19 protein-coding genes and 2 pseudogenes are annotated in these 18,520 nt (G+C 62.8%); 15 read left to right on the top strand and 6 right to left on the bottom strand.

The features are described from left to right. Positions 1 to 10 precede the first annotated feature (10 nt). Both BLS13_RS19140 and BLS13_RS19135 read left to right on the top strand, forming a co-directional pair. Positions 11 to 604 carry a nitroreductase family protein gene (locus BLS13_RS19140; protein ID WP_093454536.1) on the top strand — a complete coding sequence of 198 codons (594 nt, stop codon included), beginning with the start codon at positions 11 to 13 and terminating at the stop codon, positions 602 to 604. 105 nt (positions 605 to 709) lie between these two features. Further along, the gene (locus BLS13_RS19135; RefSeq protein ID WP_093454535.1) at positions 710 to 1,702 is read left to right on the top strand and encodes a ribose-phosphate diphosphokinase; all 993 of its coding nucleotides are present in this window, start codon (positions 710 to 712) and stop codon (positions 1,700 to 1,702) included. A gap of 6 nt (positions 1,703 to 1,708) precedes the next feature. Here BLS13_RS19135 and BLS13_RS19130 read toward each other — a convergent pair whose 3' ends face one another. From BLS13_RS19130 to polX, 4 genes are all read right to left on the bottom strand, one after another. Continuing rightward, the gene (locus tag BLS13_RS19130) at positions 1,709 to 2,617 is read right to left on the bottom strand and encodes a hypothetical protein (RefSeq protein ID WP_143012021.1); all 909 of its coding nucleotides are present in this window, start codon (positions 2,615 to 2,617) and stop codon (positions 1,709 to 1,711) included. A gap of 113 nt (positions 2,618 to 2,730) precedes the next feature. After that, a complete protein-coding gene (locus BLS13_RS19125) occupies positions 2,731 to 4,077 on the bottom strand; it encodes a nicotinate phosphoribosyltransferase (RefSeq protein WP_218123326.1) in 1,347 nt (448 codons plus the stop codon). Continuing rightward, positions 4,074 to 4,694, bottom strand: coding sequence for a bifunctional nicotinamidase/pyrazinamidase (gene pncA / locus BLS13_RS19120; RefSeq protein WP_371128226.1), 621 nt, complete (start codon positions 4,692 to 4,694; stop codon positions 4,074 to 4,076). The genes BLS13_RS19125 and pncA overlap by 4 nt, the downstream gene beginning before the upstream one ends. Positions 4,695 to 5,006: 312 nt before the next feature. After that, a complete protein-coding gene (polX, locus tag BLS13_RS19115) occupies positions 5,007 to 6,722 on the bottom strand; it encodes a DNA polymerase/3'-5' exonuclease PolX (RefSeq protein WP_093454530.1) in 1,716 nt (571 codons plus the stop codon). Positions 6,723 to 7,053: 331 nt separating this feature from the next. Here polX and BLS13_RS19110 point away from each other — a divergent pair, with 331 nt between their 5' ends. From BLS13_RS19110 to BLS13_RS19100, 3 genes are all read left to right on the top strand, one after another. Further along, positions 7,054 to 7,716, top strand: a complete 663-nt coding sequence (locus tag BLS13_RS19110) for an ATP-binding protein (RefSeq protein WP_176943688.1) — start codon at positions 7,054 to 7,056, stop codon at positions 7,714 to 7,716. After that, positions 7,676 to 8,329: a BON domain-containing protein gene (locus BLS13_RS19105; RefSeq protein WP_093454527.1), complete on the top strand. Its 654-nt coding sequence runs from the start codon at positions 7,676 to 7,678 to the stop codon at positions 8,327 to 8,329. Before BLS13_RS19110 ends, BLS13_RS19105 begins: the two co-directional genes overlap by 41 nt. A gap of 123 nt (positions 8,330 to 8,452) precedes the next feature. Further along, complete coding sequence (locus BLS13_RS19100) at positions 8,453 to 9,187, top strand: Bax inhibitor-1/YccA family protein (protein WP_218123324.1); 735 nt, start codon at positions 8,453 to 8,455, stop codon at positions 9,185 to 9,187. Positions 9,188 to 9,223: 36 nt separating this feature from the next. Here the strand turns inward: BLS13_RS19100 and BLS13_RS19095 are convergent, their stop codons facing one another. Both BLS13_RS19095 and BLS13_RS19090 read right to left on the bottom strand, forming a co-directional pair. Then, positions 9,224 to 10,498: a putative glycoside hydrolase gene (locus BLS13_RS19095; RefSeq protein WP_093454526.1), complete on the bottom strand. Its 1,275-nt coding sequence runs from the start codon at positions 10,496 to 10,498 to the stop codon at positions 9,224 to 9,226. Then, entirely contained in the window at positions 10,495 to 11,331 is an 837-nt protein-coding gene (locus tag BLS13_RS19090) for a polysaccharide deacetylase family protein (protein WP_218123323.1), read from the bottom strand. Before BLS13_RS19090 ends, BLS13_RS19095 begins: the two co-directional genes overlap by 4 nt. Positions 11,332 to 11,524: 193 nt before the next feature. Between BLS13_RS19090 and BLS13_RS19085 the strand changes: the two genes are divergently transcribed. The 10 genes and pseudogenes from BLS13_RS19085 to BLS13_RS19040 all read left to right on the top strand — a co-directional run. Next, positions 11,525 to 12,601 carry an NAD(P)-dependent alcohol dehydrogenase gene (locus BLS13_RS19085; RefSeq protein WP_093454523.1) on the top strand — a complete coding sequence of 359 codons (1,077 nt, stop codon included), beginning with the start codon at positions 11,525 to 11,527 and terminating at the stop codon, positions 12,599 to 12,601. Positions 12,602 to 13,223: 622 nt separating this feature from the next. Beyond that, entirely contained in the window at positions 13,224 to 13,505 is a 282-nt protein-coding gene (locus BLS13_RS19080; RefSeq protein WP_093454521.1) for a helix-turn-helix transcriptional regulator, read from the top strand. Between the two features lie 11 nt (positions 13,506 to 13,516). Beyond that, positions 13,517 to 14,395: a replication initiator protein A gene (locus BLS13_RS19075; RefSeq protein ID WP_093454520.1), complete on the top strand. Its 879-nt coding sequence runs from the start codon at positions 13,517 to 13,519 to the stop codon at positions 14,393 to 14,395. 211 nt (positions 14,396 to 14,606) lie between these two features. Further along, positions 14,607 to 15,245: a ParA family partition ATPase gene (parA, locus tag BLS13_RS19070; protein WP_093454518.1), complete on the top strand. Its 639-nt coding sequence runs from the start codon at positions 14,607 to 14,609 to the stop codon at positions 15,243 to 15,245. Continuing rightward, the gene (locus BLS13_RS19065; protein ID WP_093454517.1) at positions 15,242 to 15,496 is read left to right on the top strand and encodes a hypothetical protein; all 255 of its coding nucleotides are present in this window, start codon (positions 15,242 to 15,244) and stop codon (positions 15,494 to 15,496) included. Before parA ends, BLS13_RS19065 begins: the two co-directional genes overlap by 4 nt. Continuing rightward, positions 15,493 to 16,014 carry a DUF2840 domain-containing protein gene (locus tag BLS13_RS19060; protein ID WP_093454516.1) on the top strand — a complete coding sequence of 174 codons (522 nt, stop codon included), beginning with the start codon at positions 15,493 to 15,495 and terminating at the stop codon, positions 16,012 to 16,014. Before BLS13_RS19065 ends, BLS13_RS19060 begins: the two co-directional genes overlap by 4 nt. Then, positions 16,011 to 16,556 carry a S26 family signal peptidase gene (locus tag BLS13_RS19055; RefSeq protein ID WP_093454515.1) on the top strand — a complete coding sequence of 182 codons (546 nt, stop codon included), beginning with the start codon at positions 16,011 to 16,013 and terminating at the stop codon, positions 16,554 to 16,556. The genes BLS13_RS19060 and BLS13_RS19055 overlap by 4 nt, the downstream gene beginning before the upstream one ends. A gap of 45 nt (positions 16,557 to 16,601) precedes the next feature. Beyond that, positions 16,602 to 16,937, top strand: coding sequence for a DUF736 domain-containing protein (locus BLS13_RS19050; protein ID WP_093454513.1), 336 nt, complete (start codon positions 16,602 to 16,604; stop codon positions 16,935 to 16,937). 4 nt (positions 16,938 to 16,941) lie between these two features. After that, positions 16,942 to 17,681, top strand: a pseudogene (locus BLS13_RS19045) (lytic transglycosylase domain-containing protein). Positions 17,682 to 17,925: 244 nt separating this feature from the next. Further along, a pseudogene (locus BLS13_RS19040) lies at positions 17,926 to 18,432 on the top strand (type VI secretion protein); the annotation flags it as partial. Between the last annotated feature and the right edge of the window lie 88 nt (positions 18,433 to 18,520).

Here is an 18,520-nt window from a genome sequence, read left to right as displayed (position 1 = left end):
AGGAAATGCGATGAATATCGATGAAGCAATCTGGAGCCGAAGAGCGGTTCGCGAATATGATGGCAGGGCCGTTGAGGAAGCGGTGATACGGACGCTCGTCGACGCAGCGGTTCAGGCACCGAGTGCCATGAACAGGCAGGGCTGGGCCTTTTCCGTCGTCACCGACAAGGGGCTTCTTGCCGACATTTCCGCCCGATCCAAAGCGCATCTGCTGGCGACACCCGGCTTCACTCACAGCGAGCATGATCTCCATGCGATGCTGGCAGATCCCACCTTCGATATTTTCTATCAAGCGCCTGTCCTGGTCCTGATTTCCTCATCCGGGGATGTACCTTGGGTGATCGAGGATAGTGCGCTCGCCGCCGAAAATCTGATGCTTGCCGCGCGTGCCGCTGGGCTGGGCTCGTGCTGGATCGGACTCGCCCAGGCATGGATCGAGACGCCAGAGGGAAAATCGACGCTGCGGCTCTCCGCCGAATTCCGGCCCGTTGCGCCGATCATCCTGGGTTACCCCAAAGCCTGGCCGGCACCGGTTCCCCGCAAAAGCCCGACGATTCAGTGGATCGGAAATCGGACGCTGGACAAGGCGCCAATTTCGGTCTGATAATGGCACGGCGGCGCGGCACGATGCGTTATCCAGCATCGCCTGTTCCGGCGCCGACATCCGATACAAGCGGCTGCCTGCCCCCTTTCGACAGCAAAGTTCGCCATGGCCAGTTCGACGGATTTGATCCTTTTTGCACTCGATGCCAGCCGGAATTTCGGAGAGGCGGTTGCGTGCCATATCGGCCGATCGCTCGCGGCCCATGAGGAGCGCGATTTCGACGGCGGCGAGCATAAGACGCGCCCGCTGGTTGAAGTGGCCGGCCGCAGCGTTTTCGTCATCCAGAATCTCGACGGCGACACGCGGCAATCAGCCAATGACAAATTGATCCGCTTGCTGTTCTTCGCTGGCACATTGAAAGATGCCGGCGCCGCGCGGGTTACCGCGGTAACGCCTTATCTCGCCTATAGCCGCAAGGATCGCCGCACCAAGCCGCGGGATCCGGTGAGTTCGCGCTATGTAGCAACCCTGTTCGAAGCGATGCGGATCGATTGTGTTCTCACCTGCGAGGTTCACAATCTGAGCGCGTTCGAAAACGCCTTCCGCTCGTGCCGCCCTGAACATGTCTCCACGGCCGAACTGTTCGCAGATCATTTCGCCGGCCAGTTGGGCGACGAGCCCATTGCGGTGGTGTCTCCCGACAGCGGCGGCGACAGGCGTGCCGAGCTGTTCCGCAAATTGCTGGAGAAACGGATAGGCCGCAGCGTCGGCAAGGCCGTCCTGGAAAAACATCGCAGCATGGGCATCGTGTCGGGAACGCTGTTCGCTGGCGATGTCGGCGGCCGCACCGCCATCATCATCGACGACCTTATCAGCAGCGGCACGACGATCATCAGAGCAGCACAAGCCTGTCGCGACGCCGGCGCCACCAGGGTCATCGCCGCGGCGACCCATGGCCTGTTCACCGGCGGCGCGCCGGCACTGTTTGGGCCGGAAGGTCCGGACGAGGTGATCGTCACCAATATCCTTCCTGTCATCGGTCTACCTGGGCGGGCCGCCGCAAAGCTAAAGGTCGTCAGCGTCGCGGGATTGGTTGGCGATGTGATTGCCTGTCTCCACGCGGGGGGCGCCGTCGTCGATCTTCTCCCTTACGATTGAACCACATCAGACGACCGGGTCACTGAGCGCAATATCGAGATACGCCTCGGCCAGCCGTGGCCAGAGATCAGGTGTGCGGGGCCTGGCGTCCCGCAGATGTTCGATCGAGAGGCTTGCCCGTAAGGTGGCCCGGTAACCGCGGTAGAATCCCAGCAATGCTGGTTTCGGCGCATCTCGCAAGTGTGCGGCGAGCAATGCGACCAATTGCGGACCGACCCAGGGCGCGCCGAGATGCTCGCATTCGAGGCCGAGAAATGACGCTTCGTCGAACGGATCGCTCCAGCGCAGCCGCGCATCGAACTCGAGACGGTCGAGCAGCAGCAACGGAGGCCCGATATAGACATGCTCGGGCCGCAGGTCGCCATGGCCGTCAAGAATGCGATGATGAGCGACGCGTTCCGCCAGCCAGGGTTGGTGGTTCGCGAGAAAGCGATTAAGCCGCGCAAGAGCGGTGGCGACCTTGCCGACGGTAAGGTGCGGGAGAAAGTGATTGAGCGACGCTTCGATCTTGGCGACCCCAAGCATCCACCATTCGAGATGGTCGGCAACCGTCAGTGCAATACGATGTGCGCTGGTGTAAAAGTCCGCAAGCTTTTCGCCGATTGCAGCGATATCGACAGGCCTTGCTCGCCCGCAGACGATCAAGGCACTTAAAAATCCGGCGTGATCGAGGCGTTTCATCGCCAGTAGCCATTCGACCGCCATGCCGTCCCCGCCGATCGCGAGCGTGCCATCGCGCCGACGGACGATCGCCACAACATCAAGATAAATGCCAGGTGCCAGCGCCCGATTGAGTTGCAGTTCGCGTTCGCAATTCCGGCGCCGGGCCTCGATCGTAGTGAAATCGACCGAGCCCAAAAGCAGCGCCTTCTTCATCTTGTACACGCGGTCTCCGACCATAAAAATCAGCGACATATGGGTTTCGACCATCTCGACAGGCGCCGGGGTCGGATAAGATGACGATTGGCGAAGGAAGTCGACGACTTCATCGCAAATGCCGGGTCGTTTCGTTTCAGGTTTCGGAACGATCATCGACCACTCGCCGCGAGTTCGGCGGCGAGGCGCAGCAAGCCGGTGCTGATGTCGACGCGATACGGCGCAGGCGTCCTGAGGTCGCGCAGCTCGCTCGGTAATCGCGCGAGATTGTCGCGCGCGACAGCGCGAACCTCGTCGAGTGAAGGAGTTGCGAGCCGACGGCCACGGCGCATCACCGGCTGCAGCAGCGCTTCGCCGGCAATCGCTTCGTCAGCGAGACCGATTATGTCGTGATCCAATTGTCCATCGGCCCGATAACGGCGGAATACTTGCTTGGCGCCGGGCCACACGACCTTGCCTTCCGAACGCTTGCGGCGCGGCTGTCCGGCATAGGCAACCAGCTTATAGGCGCAGTCGAGTGCAGGGGCATCCTGCGATGTCGTGAGGCTGGTGCCGATGCCGCAGCCGTCGATCGGCGCCTTAGCCTCGACAAGCGTCGCGAGGCTCAGTTCATCGATGCCGCCGCTCACAAGGATCCGGGTTTCCTGAAGACCTCCGTCGTCCAATATCGTGCGAACGGCGCGCGCATGTAGGGTTAGGTCACCGCTGTCGATGCGCACGCCGCGGATCGCTATTCCCCTGGCACGAAGCCGCGCGGCCAGCCGGACCAGCATCCGTGCGCCTTCTTCCGTGTCGTACGTGTCGATGAGAAACGTCGCGTCTGCGGGGCGGGCGGCGGCAAAGTCGAGAAAGGCGGCTTCCTCGCTTTCGTGCGCCTGGACAAAGCTGTGCGCCATCGTGCCGAATACCGGTAGCCCATATCGTGAGGCTGCGAGGGCACTCGCGGTTCCAGCGAAGCCGGCAATATAGGCGGCACGTGCCGCCAATATCCCGGCTTCTAGCGAATGTGCGCGCCTGAGGCCGAAGTCGATGAGCTGCTTTTGAGGCGCGGCGAGGACGAACCGCGCCGCCTTTGATGCGATCAGCGTCTGATAGTGAAGCCGATTGATGACCAGCGTCTCGACAAGCTGGGCCTCGGCAATCGGCGCCTCGATCCGGAGGATTGGCTCATTGGCAAAAATGAGCGTCCCTTCGGCAGCGGCATCGACGTCGCCGGTAAAGCGCCATTCGGCGAAACGTTCGATTGCCGAAGCTGAAAATCGGCCGCTGGCGCCCAACCACTCAAGTTCCTCGCGTGAGAATTGTGCGGACTCCAGCGTCTCCAGCAGCGTGGCGAGACCGGCTGCCATCAAAAAGCCGCGGCCGGGCGGCAGACGTCGGCTGAAGAATTCGAAGACGGCCCGCTTTCCCATCTCCGCGCAGCGATAGGCGTCAAGCATGGTGAGCTGATACAGATCGGTGGCCAGCAAGCCTGGCCAATCGGGCAAAGGCTTGGTCACCCCGGTTGGCCGCGGACGACATCGCCTGTGGCAAGCATATCGATGCCATCCGCCCGCATCGCTTCGATCGCCTTGTCGACCTGCGGTTGTGTGCCTATGGCCCGGCACGCGTCAACCATGACGACCACCTCGAAGCCGAGACGTACCGCGTCCTCGGCCGACCAGCGCACGCAATAATCGAGCGCGAGGCCCGCGCAGACCACGCGTTCGATGCCGCGTTCACGCAGATAACCAGCGAGACCCGTCGGTGTCTGGCGGTCGTTCTCAATGAACGCCGAATAGGAGTCGATCTCATGGCGGAAGCCCTTGCGGAGCACCAACTCAACCGGATCGAGGCGCAATTCCGGGTGAATCTCCGCACCCGATGTTCCCCGCACACAGTGATCCGGCCATAGGGTCTGAAGCCCGTAGCCGAGTTCGATCATGTCGAAGGGATTATGGCTCGTATGCGAGGAGGCAAACGAGATGTGGCCGGCGGGATGCCAGTCCTGGGTTATCGCGACATGATCGAAATGGTGCATTAGCGCATTGATCGGAGCCACGACCGCCTTACCTTCCGGGACGGCAAGTGCGCCGCCTTCGCAGAAGTCGCGCTGGACATCGACGACCAGCAACATGTCGCTGGAGCTCGTGCGGAACGTCATCGCCCGTGCGCCGGTCTGTCATCAGGCGCTGCCCGCGACCAGAGAACGAACCCATCGGGCCGGAGGAGCCCTGCCAACCGGGCAACGGTGGCCCGGACCTTGTACAATATATCGTGGCCGGTGCCGATCATGGCTTCGTTCCTGAAGGGCTCTGCAGTGCAGCTTGGAGCGCTGTTGGCGTAGACCTGTTGTCACGCCCGATCATTAGGGATGATTACGGAACTGGGAGCGGCGTAATATTGGGCCGTCGATATGTCGATGACATGTGCCCTATGTGTGCCACCGTCAGCGTTTGAGCAGTTTGCGGAGCGCCGGAAGCTGCCGCGTATTGAGTATGTCGCCAGGTTCAATCCATCCGCGCCGTGCCTGATCCACGCCAAAGCGCATGAAATCCAGCCCGTCCGCGCTGTGCGCATCGGTGGAGATGGCGAGCTTGACGCCTGCTGCCTTTGCCGCCCTGGCATGGAGATCCGAGAGATCGAGCCTGTCGGGTTCGGCGTTGATCTCGAAGTGACAGCCGTGCCCGGCGGCGGCTTCGATCAGCCGTTCCATATCGACGGCATAGGCATCGCGATCGCCGATCAGGCGACCGGTGGGATGAGCGACGATCGACACGTGGGGATTGTCCATCGCCCGGATGATCCGGTCGGTCTGCGCCTTTGCCGACAGGTCGAATCGGGAATGGACGGCCGCGACGACCAGGTCGAGTCGCGCGAGAATGCTGTCCGGCAGGTCGAGCGTGCCATCGGTCAGAATATCAACCTCGATACCCTTGAGGATCGTGAAGTCCTCCCGCCTCGCGTTCAGTCGATCGATCTCGTCGGTCTGGCGCGAAAGACGTTCGACGTCGAGACCGTGCGTGATCGCCAGGTGTTGGCTGTGATCGGTCAACGCAATATAGCCGTAACCGCGGGCTCTTGCGGCCTCGGCCATGACGGCGATCGGTACGGCGCCGTCGCTCCAATTCGAATGAACATGGAGATCCCCGCGTATATCGGCGAGCGATACCAGGGCGGGCAGGCTGTGCGTTCTCGCGGCAGCGATTTCGCCGCGATCTTCACGGAGCTCGGATGGAATATAGGACAAACCAAGCTTGCGATACACCGCCTGCTCGGTCGAACCGGCAATGCGATGATCCTGGTCAAACAGCCCATATTCGTTGAGTTTCCATCCGCGTCTCTGGGCGAGTCGACGCAACGCGAGATTGTGCGCCTTCGAGCCAGTAAAATAGATCAGCGCGGCGCCAAGGCTTGCTGCGGGAACGACCCGCAGATCGACCTGGAGCCCCGAACGCAGCTCGACGGAAGTACGCATCGGCCCATGCGCCAATGTTTTCACGACATTCTCATAGGCGATTAGCCGGTCGCCGATCTTCCAGCCGTCCCGCGCGGTTGCAAGAATGTCGAGGTCTCCTACGGTTTCGCGACGGCGCCGGAAGCTTCCGGCGGCGACGACGGCGCCCACGCCCCCCGCGTCGCGCAGGAAGGCGAGGAGCGCGTCCGCTTCATCCTCAACGACCGACAGTCTGAAACGGCTCGGGCCAGCCGGCTTTTGAAGGGCTTCACGTAGCCGGATTTCGAATTTCCCACCCAAACCCTTGACGTCGCGCAAGCGGCCAGCCGCTGCGCAACGGCGAAGCTCGTCGAGCGTCCGTACGCCGAGCCGATCATAGAGAAGCTTGAGCCGTTTCGGGCCCACACCCGGCAATGCGGCGATGTCGCCAAGATCCCCGGGCAGTTCATGCTTGAGTTGCTCCAGAAGATCGAACCTGCCAGTGGTCGCAATCGCGGTAATTTTAGCAGCAAGATCGTCGCCGATGCCCGGCAGTTCGGTGAGATCTTTGTCAGCGGCGATCAGCGTTTGGATGCTTTTGCCGAGGCCTCCTACGACCCGCGCCGCGCGCCGATAGGCGCGTGCCCGGAACGGATTGCCGCCCTGGATTTCAAGCAGTTCGCCCGTCTGGTCGAGCATCTTCGCGATTTCGACATTGTGGAGCGGCATCGGCGGAACCGACCTTCCTTTATGGGCAGGTGTTTCGCGCGCGCCCGGCTTATCCAGACACCACGTCGCTTCTGGCCGGAATCCGTATTAGTCCTGATTACACCTGATCCCGCGAAATCTCGTCTGCATCGCAGTACGCCGCTCTCGAGCGCGCCTTATGCTTATACTTAGGGGAGATTGCGGATTTTTTGTGGTCCGTACTGCCTTAAGGCTTGTCTAGAGCTGGGAGAGCGCAATGCCGCATTTATCGGAAGCATATTCACGCCATTCATTGCGCGAAACGGTTCACGATCTTCGGAACCTGTTCGGTGTCGTTGCGTCGGCTAAGCACATGCTGGAAGATCGCCCGGCGGAGGAGACGCATGCCGTTCTGCTGGACGCGATCGAAGATGCCGCCCGGCGCGGAGGTCAGCTGACGACCGTACTGCTCGCCCATAGCGGCGACGTGGCGGGGATGGAAACGATCGACATCAGTAATCACTTGCTGGTCTTGGCACCGATGATCAGGGCTCTAGCCGGTCGCCATGTCGATGTGAAATTCGAATTGTCGAGCCGCCCGACGCCGGCTCGGCTCTCCCCGGGCCTGTTCGAAGCCGTGATCCTGGAACTGGTGGCCAATGCGCGTTCGGCTCTGCACAAGCCCGGGCGCATAATCATTCGGACCCGACGCATGGGCGCGCAGGTGGTAGTGATTATTGCCGATAATGGCGTTGGCTGTGAGCCCGGTGAACCGAGCGATAGCATCCTTTCGAGCGTATCGACAGGAGCCAACGGAACGGGCCTGGGCCGGGTACGACGCTTCGCCAAGCTGAGTCACGGTGTGTTTCGGTTGCGAAGCCGGCCCGGTCGCGGAAGCTGTGCCCTGATCAGATTGCCGGCAGTGCTCAAGATGGCTGTCGACAGATGTTGCTGCCTTCCGGCGGCTCAACCTGCGAGCAAAGAGGAATACCAACATGAAAAGCGACAGCCAATTACAGCGCGACGTCATGGCTGAACTGGAATGGGAGCCTAGCGTTGATCATGCGGATATCGGCGTGGCGGTCAACGACGGCGTGGTCACGCTTTCCGGTTATGTGAAGAATTACGCCCAGAAACTCGCGGCCGAACGGGCGGCACGGCGCGTAGCCGGCGTTCGTGCGATTGCGGAGGAAATCAAGGTCCGCTTCGCCTCCGATCCCAAAACCGCGGACCATGAGATAGCCGGCCGTATCCTGAATATGTTCCGCTGGGACGTAACGGTGCCCGACGACAAGATCCAGGTGAAGGTCGAGAATGGTTGGGTAACCCTCACCGGCACGGTTGACTGGTTCTATCAAAGTGACGAAGCGCGCAAGCTTGCCGACAAGGTGAGTGGCGTGAGCGGCGTGAGCAACCTGATTAAGGTGTACCAGAAACCGGCGGCGTCGGACATCAGGGATCGCATTGTCGCCGCCATCAAACGGCAGGCGGATATCGATGCCGGGTCAATAACTGTGCGAGCCGACGGCAATAAGATCATCCTTGGCGGCAAGGTCAATGCCTGGAACGAACGGCGGATCGCCGAACGCACCGCTTGGGCGGCACCGGGCGTATCCAATGTCGAAGACGATATCGTCGTCGCCGTTTGAGCGCGCCAGATTGCGAGACGTCGTCGGACTACACGTCCGATGGCGGTCTCGTGATCATTCCGACTTGGGTAGGATGATGGCGACGCGCACCTTACCCCGAGACACCCCCGCAATCCTGTTCGAATGGATAACGACATGTTCGACCATACAGGTGAATTTGGTCGCCCGCTTGCAGAGTGGGATCGCACCGGTGCAGATTTGCGCGGCTATATGTCATCGGTCTATCTGCGTATGGCTGGCGGTATCGCCATATCGGGCTTTGCATCATGGCTCGTGAGCTATGACCCAGCTCTTGCCAGGATATTGTTCACAGAAAATGGGCTGACTGGGATCGGGTGGGTTGTGACGATTGCTCCACTCGGGCTTGTGCTGCTGTTGAGCACCGCCATCGACAGGCTCAGCGCGACGGCCGCCGGCGCGATTTTTATGAGCTATGCCGCACTTGTTGGTCTCTCGCTCGGCGATCTGGCCCTCGTCTATACCGGCGCCAACCTGGCAACGACCTTTCTGGGAGCCGCTGCCGGATTTATCGCGCTGGCGTGGGTCGGCAGCATGACTCGCCGCGATCTCTCTGGGATCGTCTCCTTCTTGACGGTCGGCCTGGTCGGGCTGATCGTCGCAATGCTCGTTAATCTTTTCGTCCGTTCCGCCCGCTTCGATTTCATCCTTTCCATAACCGGCATATTCTTATTTGCTGGCTTCACAGTTTCTGACGCGCAGCGATTGAAGCATCTTTATCTCGAGGCTGCGACCGACGGCCGGAATCGGTTGGCGGTGATCGGCGCGCTCACGCTCTATCTCGATTTTCTCAACATTTTCCTTTTCCTGCTACGCTTTTCGGCCCAGCGGCGGCGATAAAGGATCCCGATCTTTCGACGTCGTCGGTGAAGCGCCTCAGTGCCGCGGCTCCCTGCGGACGAGCCCAGCCGTGAAATAGACGTTGTTGGCGTTCCATAGCATCCACCCGTCGGAATCAAAATCCTGCGACGCGCGGATCTGGAGCGCGACTTCGTCCGCGTCGAAGGATCTGCGATCGAATGCGTAATCTCTGAAGGCCTGCAGCCAGGGGCGGAAGCGTTTTGGCGATCCGCCCAGACGGCGTTGCGCCTCGGCGAGCGAGCCATGGACGATCGCATAGCTGTTGGCGACCGGGTTCTTGATGCCCGGAATGCCGTACCGGTACCCGGAAGGGTAGAGCATGGGTGAGAGATAATCGACGTGCGGCGCTATGGCCTCAAGACGCTGGCCAATCCCCGTGTCATCGCGATTCCAGCAGACGTAGCCAAAAATGTCGGCGGCGATGAACACATTATAGGGCGCCAGCCGCTTCCGTGCTTCGGCCAGGAAGCCGGCGATCGCCGTAACGCGGTTCGCCTGTGTCGAAGGTTGGGCGAGCGTCAGGTGCGCCGACGAATCCGGGAAGCGAAGATAGTCGAACTGGATCTCGTCGACCCCGGCCTTGGCCACCTCGACCGCGAGATCGATATTGTAGCCTCGTACCTCGGACTGGAAAGGATCGGTCCAGGCCAGACCCTCGCGGTCCCGGAAGAGTCCCTGCCCGCGCCGGACGGCGAGATCTGGCCGCGCAACGGCCAGCGGATTGTCCTTGAACACCACCATGCGGGCGATGACGTACACGCCCGATCTGTGCAGGTGCTGCACTAGGGCCGCGAGATCCGGAATCGTCGTCATCTTGCGTGCACCGGCGCTCTTAGCAAGCGCAACCGCGCTCGGGTAGGGGACGAGGCCCCGATCGCCCTTGATGTCGATTATCAAGGCATTCGCCCCGCCGCTATTGAGGATCGCCATCGCGCCGCCCATCAGCTTCTGCGAGCCCACGCCATAAACACTCAGATACAATCCCTTAGGCGTGATAGGAGCGAGCTTCACCAACCCGTGGGAGCCGACGAAGTCGGTGACCGGGACCATGGATCGCCGATAGCCCGGCGCCCGTAGGAGGATTTGCCCGGGAGCGCCGCGGATATGGAAGGTTCCATCGGCGCGGAGTCGCATCTCACGATCACCGACGGTAACGATGCCGTCAGCGATCGCGGCACCGGTGATCGCATCGACCAGTCGCCCGTCGAGGTCGATCGACTGAGTCAGCGCGGCGGGGGAAATGAAGGCGAGAGCAAACGCTGCGATTGCCGTGTGAAATATTCGTCTCATCGCCACGCTGCCACCGGGCCCGTTGCGCCGATCAAGGCTGCGAAACGCATTCCGCGGTCCGTGTCACCGACGGGGATGCGCGGCAACGCCAGCAGGTCGGCACCGGGCGCCATCGGCCCGCCCCGATAAGCGAGCGCGGCGGCATAACCGGCTTTGCGTGCTGCGGCCTCAAGGTCGGCGTCGACGATCCCGAAGGGCCAAGCGAGCATGTCGACCCTTATTCGCAATCGCGCCTCCAGGGTCGCTTTCGATCTTTGAAGCTGATCGTCGACGAATGCGCGATAGTTTTCGGAGGATCTGCGCCGCCGTTCGATCTTGAAATTCGGATGCCAATAGGTGTGCGACTGCACATTAACAAGGCCCGAGGCCTGCATTTCGCGAAGCTGATCCCAGGTCATCGCATAATCGGCATTTGATATCGCCGAGGGGTAGATGAACAAGGTGACCGGCGTGCGATGCTGACGGATCAGCGGGAACAGCACCGTGAAAACCGAGCGGTGACCGTCATCAACCGTGATCGCCGCCTGCCGTGTCGTCTCCCCGCCGCCATCGCGCGAGGCCGCTACCACATCGCGTAGCCGCGTGATGTGGTAGCCATACTCGGCGAGTTGGTGCAACTGAGACTCGAATGTCCTGATTGTGACGGTCGTCGGGCCGGGGGCCGACGGATCGAACCGATGATAGGCGAGGATCGGAATCGTACGCACCTCGCGCGCCGCAAGAACCCGGATTGGCACCGCGACATCGAACGCCACCGCGAGACCAGCAAACACGACAGCGCGACGATCCATCGCCATTGGCTGGGGGCTGCGCCCGTGCTGCTGCTCATGCATTACCGACATCCTGTTCCGAGCACTCGGGCTAGGGGGCTTGGTCAGCCGATCCTATCGTGGATATCCCCTAGATTCGAATGCCCAGCGAGGATCTCCAGCCCATGCTGATCGTTGGCCTGATCCTATCCGGAACATTCCGTAACGCCGCTTCGCGCATCAGGGTGCAAAGCCGAACGCGACGAAGGAGCAAGCCATGGCCGACAAGATGCGCGCAGCGATCTTTCTCGAACCCGGACGAATCGTGCTCGGCGAGAAGCCCATCCCCGCGGTGGGCCCGCTCGACGCGCTTATCCGCATCACCACGACCACGATATGCGGGACCGATATTCATATCCTCAAGGGCGAATATCCGGTCGCCTCCGGCCTCACCATCGGCCACGAGCCGGTCGGCGTGATCGAGAAGCTAGGTTCGGCCGTTGCCGGCTATCAGGAAGGACAGCGCGTGATCGCGGGCGCGATCACGCCATCGGGCTGGTCCAATGCCTCGCTCGATGGTTGCCATTCGCAATGCGGTCGCGACACCCCGCATGGTTTCAAGGCGATCGGCGGATGGCGCTTCGGCAATACGATCGACGGCGCACAGGCCGAATATCTGCTCGTTCCCGACGCGATAGCGAATCTGGCGCCGATTCCCGATGGGCTCAGTGACGAGCAGGTGCTGATGTGCCCCGACATCCTTTCCACAGGCTTCGGTGGTGCCGAGGCCGGCAAGATCCGTATCGGCGACACGGTCGTGATATTCGCGCAGGGGCCGATCGGGCTATGTGCCACGGCAGGCGCCCGGCTGATGGGGGCAGCGGAAATCATCGCGGTCGAGTCGGTTCCCGAGCGCGCTGCGATCTCGCGCAGGATGGGTGCTGATCATGTTGTCGACTTCACGCGGGAAGATCCGGTTTCGGCGATCATGAAGATCACTCGCGGGCGCGGCACCGACGTCGCGATCGAGGCACTCGGCAGGCAGCAGACCTTCGAATGGGCGCTGCGCTCGATCCGACCCGGCGGGACGCTCTCCTCGCTCGGCGTCTATTCTGAGGATCTTAGTATCCCGCTCGATGCCTTTGCCGCCGGACTTGGCGACCATCGCATCGTCACCACGCTTTGCCCCGGCGGCAAGGAGCGGATGCGCCGGCTGATGGCGACGGTGGCGAGCGGGCGTGTCGACACGAGCACCCTCGTCACCCACCATTTCGGTCTCGACGACATCGAGACGGCTTATGACCTGTTCGGTCATCAGCGCGACGGCGTGCTCAAGGTGGCGATCCGGCCATGAGCACTGTTGCCGTTAGCCGAACGGCCCATCCACGCGAACGTCGCCGACGCTGGCGTCGTAACGGTGCAGTCGCGGATCCAGATCGGCGATCCGGGAAGTGGTAAACCGTCAGTGCCGATTGATCGCTGACCAAAGTCGTGGGTCGAGACGGAGGCAAGGCTCGGGCGTCAGCGCACCGGCTTAACCACCCGCTCCTTTTCGACTCGCCTTCCGTCACGAAAAAAGGGCTGCTTCGGGTCGATTCTGTGATCAACGGCTGGTCCGGCATGCCCCGAAAACGTGCCGCCTGCGCCACGGCCGCCGACCGACCAAAAATTCCCAACCTCGCCTCGATCTGGGCCAACCGTCCATCAAGTCAAATGTTGGATTCGGGATGCCCTCGACCCGCAAATAGCGTCGAATAACGCTCTGCCATCTGAGAGATTGGCCGTACCGGGCGTTAGTTGGACGTTTGCCTGCTACGTGTTTATTGAGCTTTCTCTACATATACACCGAGATGCATAGGGGTGTGAAAAAGCCCCGGCCATCTTCACCATCCCCCCAGACAGTAGCTCTTCGCCACCTTGGCCTTCGCCCGCCGCTGATTGGCAGCGGCCTCAACGAACGCCTCGGAGGCCCGATCATGTCCGCCCACCTCGCCGCTTTGCCGCCGCGCTTTCTACGCACCCCGGAGGCTGCCCGTTTCCTGGGGCTTTCCGGTCGAACGCTGGAAAAGCATCGGACCTATGGCACCGGCCCTGCGTATCGCAAGCTCGGCGGCCGTGTTGTCTACGCGATCGACGACCTACAGGCTTGGGCCGATCGGGGCGCCGTCACGTCAACGTCGGATCCGCGCGGCACCGTCCTTCCCGCCAAGCGCCGTGAGTCGACGCAGCCGGTGCAGGCCGGCCGCCACGCGCGCTGAAACGGGCCGACATGTCGTCCCGCGACAACGCCGAACGCGAGCAGCTCGATCTTTTCCGGGCGCTGCGCGGCGACCTCGCGCCGCGAGATGCACAGGACCTCATGGCCTACCCGTTCTTCTCACTCGCCAAGTCGAAGCGCCTCGCGCCGATCGATTTCAAGGCGGGCTCGATCGTCATTCGGGTCGAAGCCGTCCCCGAGCATGGCATGGCGACCATATGGGACGCCGACGTGCTGATCTGGGCAGCCTCCCAGATCGTCGAGGCGCGGGACGCCGGCCTGCGCCCGTCGCGGCTCATGGGTACCACACCGTATGAGATGCTGAACTTCATCGGCCGCGGCGTGGGCTCACGCGACTATGATCGCCTCAAAGCCGCGCTCGACCGGCTACAGTCAACCACGGTCGCCACATCGATCCGCCAGCCCACCGAGCGGCGGATGCACCGCTTCTCTTGGATCAATGAGTGGAAGGAGAAAGCGGACAGCCGAGGACGGCCCATTGGCCTCGAGTTGATCCTGCCCGACTGGTTCTACGCCGCCGTCCTTGACGACGCGCTCGTGCTGACGATCGACCGCGCCTATTTCGATCTCACGGGCGGCCTGGAGCGCTGGCTCTACCGGCTCGTACGCAAGCATGGCGGCCGCCAGGAGTTGGGCTGGAGCTTCGACTTCATCTACCTCCACGCCAAGTCAGGCTCGCTCTCTCCGCTCAAGCACTTCGCCTACGATCTGCGCGACATCGTCCGCCGCCAGGCGCTGCCCGGCTACCGCCTGACCATCGAGCGGCCGATCAGCGGCCCCGATCGCCTTTTCTTCGCCCCGATCGATCCGGCGCCGTTCGACGTGCCGCGACGTCGTCGTTCTAACACTCGCCCTGGGGATAAACTGTGAATTGCCCCATGCTATCAGGGACAGCCTCTATCGTGCCATCGGGGACCCGATCCTCGTGCTATCGAGGACCGGAATCGGCGATTCAACGCGCCAAATCAAAAGCTTGCAGCGCCAGTAACGTCTCTAACCAGAATTCCTACGGAATTCTTCTAACGGACGCCGCTTCTTGCGCGCCTGCAGATAACCATCGGCCCGCGGCCGGGAGCGCGTCATGATCGTCGCGCTCCTCAACCAGAAGGGCGGTGTCGGCAAGACGACGCTCGCCCTGCACCTTGCCGGCGAATGGGCGAGGCGTGGCCAGCGCGTCATTATTATCGACGCCGACCCGCAAGGCTCCGCGCTCGACTGGTCGCAGCAACGCGCCCGCGAGCGCTTGCCGCGGCTGTTCGGTGTCGTCGGCCTTGCGCGCGACACGCTCCACCGCGAAGCGCCCGAACTGGCGCGCGACGCCGATCACATCGTCATCGACGGGCCGCCCCGCGTTGCCGGGCTGATGCGGTCCGCATTGCTCGCCGCCGATCTCGTCCTGATCCCGGTGCAGCCATCGCCATTCGACGGCTGGGCCTCGGCCGAGATGCTGGCGCTGCTCGGCGAGGCACGGATCTATCGGCCGCAGCTCATGGCCCGCTTCGTTCTGAACCGATGCGGCGCGCGAACGATCATCGCCCGCGAAACTGCCGAGACGCTCGCCGATCACGATCCCCCGGTGCTGGCAACCAGCATCGGCCAGCGCGTCGCCTTCGCCGATACGGCGCGGTCCGGACGCCTCGTGTCGGAGGTCGACGACAACAGCCCGGCCGCGCGCGAAATCGCCGCGCTGTGCGCCGAGGTCGAGAGGCTCGGACGATGACCGGGCCGTCTCGGAAACCTGGCTTCGCCGCCCGGCCCGGCGACGCCGAACACTGGATCAAGTCATCCGGCACACCACCCGCGCGCGACCCGGACACCGCCATATTCTCGGCCCGACTGACCATCGACATCACCTCCGAATTGCGCGGACGCATCAAAATCGCTGCATTCCGGCGCGGCATCACTGTCGCCGACATGCTGCGCGATCTGCTCGCGCGCGAATTTCCCACTACCGAAGGAGACCCATCATGACCGGCACGGCGACCTCGCGCGTGCGTAGCGGCCCGTTTCCGTCCGCGCTCGCGTCCGACCATCTGACGCATGTCGAACTTACATGGATGGAGAAGAAGATCGAAAATTGGATCCGGTTCGGGCACGCCGTTCACGACCAGATATTGGATCGCCGGCGGCGCACCCTCTCCTACCGACCAGGCAGCGTCTTTGCGTTCGTGCGCTGGGCCTCCAACGACTTCGGCACGATCGTCTCGCACATCGACATCGTGCGCGCGGTCTCACCGCACGAACCCTATCAGACGCTGCCGTTCGTGCGCCCGGGCGGCGACATCCTGCTCAAGCTCGAAGGCTGGCCGAAGGTGGAGCAGGTCTTCCGAATCATCGATGCCATCGAGGCGATCAACATCGATCCGGCGACGGTCTCGCCCGACCATTGGCGGCACATCCACAACCGCCTTACGGCAGGTCACGCGCCGCGCGCCTACACGCCCGAACAGCATCGAGCATTTCTGAAGCGCAGGAATGCCGAGCCATGACCCGCTTCGGCTATATCATGACAACGAATTTCGCCGTGATGCTGATCGGCGGATTGTCGTTCATCCCCATCACGCCGAAGCTGATCTGGAACGCCTCGGCCAGCACGCCGATCGGGCTTTATTCGGTCGATAAGGCACCGACGCTCGACATCAGAGACTTGGTCGCCGTTGCCGCTCCCGAACCGCTCGCAAAGTTACTGGCCGAGCGCGGCTACCTGCCGCGCGGTGTCCCGCTGCTGAAGCACATGGCCGGTCTTCCGGGGCAGCAGGTTTGCCGAACGGACACGCGCATCACCGTCAATGGCATCACGATGGGCGAGGCGCTGCGGCGGGACCGGCTCGGCCGTGATCTGCCCGTCTGGCGGGGCTGCCGGCGCGTCGCACGCAACGAGATCTTCCTCATGAACTGGTCCGTCCGCGACAGCCTCGACGGCCGTTACTTCGGTCCCATTCCCACCAGCTCGATCATTGGCCGCGCGATGCCGGTGTGGACCGACGAAGACCACAGCGGCCATTTCAAATGGCGTGCTCGAACACGTTGAGGGCCGCGCCGAACCTTTCTCACAAGCAGCAGAAGGAACCTTCCGATGCCACAGATCGGTCAATTCATGCGCACGAAGTTCGGTTTTTCCGGTCACGTCCGGACGCTCACCCTTGACGCCGCGCTGTCCCTCATTCCGGCGGAACCTTCGGACGCCGAACACGCGCCGGACTACCGCATCCATCTCGGCGACGAAGATGGCCCCGAGATCGGCGCCGGCTGGAAACGGACCGGTGAGAAGGCTGGCGACTATGTCTCGCTGCTCCTCGATGATCCCGTTTTCGCGCAGCCCGTGCGCGCCAACCTGTTCCAGTCCGGCGACGACAAGACGGCCTGGAGCCCTCACTGGAACCGTCCGCCGAAGCGCGGCGAGCGGGGCTGAGGCCATGCGCACGCTTCACCCACCACGCGGGAGTTTCCCCACCCCTCTCCTTTCCGGCCTGCTCTTCGCAGCGGGGTTGCCCGTGGCGACTTTGGCTCAGAGCACGCCGGTTGAGCGAACCGAGCCCGCAGATCCGATTGCTGCCTATGTCACGGAAGCCTCGCAACGCTTCGGCATTCCGGCGGCCTCGATTCGCGCTGTCATCCGCGTCGAAAGCACTGGCGATGCTCGCGCTACCTCCCGAGCGGGCGCGATGGGACTCATGCAAATCATGCCCGCTACGTGGGCGGCGCTGCGCAGCCACTTGCCTCTCGGCAATGATCCCTACGACCCGCGCGACAACATCCTCGCAGGCACAGCCTATTTGCGCGAAATGCTCGACCGCTACGGCTCGCCGGGCTTCCTCGCCGCCTACAATGCCGGCCCCGGTCGCTACCACGAATATCTTGCGGGCGGCCGTGCGTTGCCGTCGGAAACGCGGCTTACGTCGCAGCCCTTGCACCTATCGGTGGCGGCGGCGAGATCGCCGGAACTATCAAGGTTGCCACCGCCGATCCGCTGGCGTGGACGCGCGCACCGCTGTTCATCGCACGCGCCGACGGCACGACCTCTGCCGATCATGTACAGACCGGGGGCCGTTCTGACGACACTCCGGCGGCGGGTCCGCTGCGGGACGTGTCCTCGATCACGTCGCTATTTTCCGGCCTGTTCATCCCGCGACCCGACGGTGGAGGGCCGCGATGACACCGCGTCGACCGGGGCGAGGTCTCGCGTGTCCCGGCGCATCAAGGAGTGTGCTGAGGGGGAAGCACGGCAACACGACCGAACGATGGCAGGATAAAGGGGCGCGATGCGCGCTTCGGTTCGGTCGTGTTTTTTCAGAGGGTTACGCGACGATTTTGCGAGGCGCGCCTGATCGGCGCAGCCTGCGGCCTCTGCAATTTCTGGGGAAAATCAGCGCCTTCGCGCGATGTGCGGGATCGTGGCTATGAGCGGCGACCACGATTTCCGCATCCGGCCAGGGCGCATCCGCTCGACCAGCGCACAGCGCGCAAGACCCTTCATCGCGCAGGCGCTGGCCGCAGCGCAGCGCGCCGGCGGGGCGGTCTCTCGCAATGGAGAGATCGGGCCGAACCACCGCTCCCGGTTTGGCCGGGGCCAGCGCGCATCGGTGCAGGCCAACCGGCTCATCACCTCCCGCTCGCGCGGCGCCGTCGTCAAGGCGCGAGTCGTGCGACATGGCGGGCGGAGCGCGCCGCTGGCGACCCACCTCAGCTATCTGCGCCGCGAGGGCGTCACCCGGGACGGAGAGAAGGCCCGGCTGTTCGGCCCCAGCACGGACGATGCCGATCGACAGGCATTCGCAGCGCGGTGCGAGGATGACCGGCATCATTTCCGGTTCATCGTCTCGCCCGACGACGCCCTGGAGATGTCCGACCTCAAGACCTTCGCCCGCGACCTCGTCGGGCAGATGGAAAAGGACCTCGGTACTAGGTCGTAAACCCATAAACGGGAATTTCCGTATCTGCAGTGCCGCGCGGGTCAGAACCTTCGATAGCGAACCTTGATGCCGGTAGTCTTTG

It is taken from the genome of Sphingomonas sp. YR710 (genome assembly GCF_900101455.1).
Lineage (GTDB): Bacteria > Pseudomonadota > Alphaproteobacteria > Sphingomonadales > Sphingomonadaceae > Rhizorhabdus.
The sequence above is the reverse complement of the archived record's forward strand: the minus strand, read 5'-3'. Positions and strand labels throughout refer to the sequence as shown.

Coding starts and splice junctions, on each gene's coding strand:
- polX (WP_093454530.1), bottom strand. CDS start 6,722: ATGCCGCTCCACAATGTCGAAATCGCGAAGATGCTCGACCAGACGGGC.
- BLS13_RS19080 (WP_093454521.1), top strand. CDS start 13,224: ATGTCCGCCCACCTCGCCGCTTTGCCGCCGCGCTTTCTACGCACCCCG.
- BLS13_RS19105 (WP_093454527.1), top strand. CDS start 7,676: ATGAAAAGCGACAGCCAATTACAGCGCGACGTCATGGCTGAACTGGAA.
- BLS13_RS19090 (WP_218123323.1), bottom strand. CDS start 11,331: ATGCATGAGCAGCAGCACGGGCGCAGCCCCCAGCCAATGGCGATGGAT.
- BLS13_RS19085 (WP_093454523.1), top strand. CDS start 11,525: ATGGCCGACAAGATGCGCGCAGCGATCTTTCTCGAACCCGGACGAATC.
- BLS13_RS19075 (WP_093454520.1), top strand. CDS start 13,517: ATGTCGTCCCGCGACAACGCCGAACGCGAGCAGCTCGATCTTTTCCGG.
- BLS13_RS19135 (WP_093454535.1), top strand. CDS start 710: ATGGCCAGTTCGACGGATTTGATCCTTTTTGCACTCGATGCCAGCCGG.
- BLS13_RS19060 (WP_093454516.1), top strand. CDS start 15,493: ATGACCGGCACGGCGACCTCGCGCGTGCGTAGCGGCCCGTTTCCGTCC.
- BLS13_RS19110 (WP_176943688.1), top strand. CDS start 7,054: ATGCTGGAAGATCGCCCGGCGGAGGAGACGCATGCCGTTCTGCTGGAC.
- BLS13_RS19100 (WP_218123324.1), top strand. CDS start 8,453: ATGGATAACGACATGTTCGACCATACAGGTGAATTTGGTCGCCCGCTT.
- BLS13_RS19065 (WP_093454517.1), top strand. CDS start 15,242: ATGACCGGGCCGTCTCGGAAACCTGGCTTCGCCGCCCGGCCCGGCGAC.
- BLS13_RS19055 (WP_093454515.1), top strand. CDS start 16,011: ATGACCCGCTTCGGCTATATCATGACAACGAATTTCGCCGTGATGCTG.
- pncA (WP_371128226.1), bottom strand. CDS start 4,694: ATGTTGCTGGTCGTCGATGTCCAGCGCGACTTCTGCGAAGGCGGCGCA.
- BLS13_RS19095 (WP_093454526.1), bottom strand. CDS start 10,498: ATGAGACGAATATTTCACACGGCAATCGCAGCGTTTGCTCTCGCCTTC.
- parA (WP_093454518.1), top strand. CDS start 14,607: ATGATCGTCGCGCTCCTCAACCAGAAGGGCGGTGTCGGCAAGACGACG.
- BLS13_RS19140 (WP_093454536.1), top strand. CDS start 11: ATGAATATCGATGAAGCAATCTGGAGCCGAAGAGCGGTTCGCGAATAT.
- BLS13_RS19130 (WP_143012021.1), bottom strand. CDS start 2,617: ATGTCGCTGATTTTTATGGTCGGAGACCGCGTGTACAAGATGAAGAAG.
- BLS13_RS19050 (WP_093454513.1), top strand. CDS start 16,602: ATGCCACAGATCGGTCAATTCATGCGCACGAAGTTCGGTTTTTCCGGT.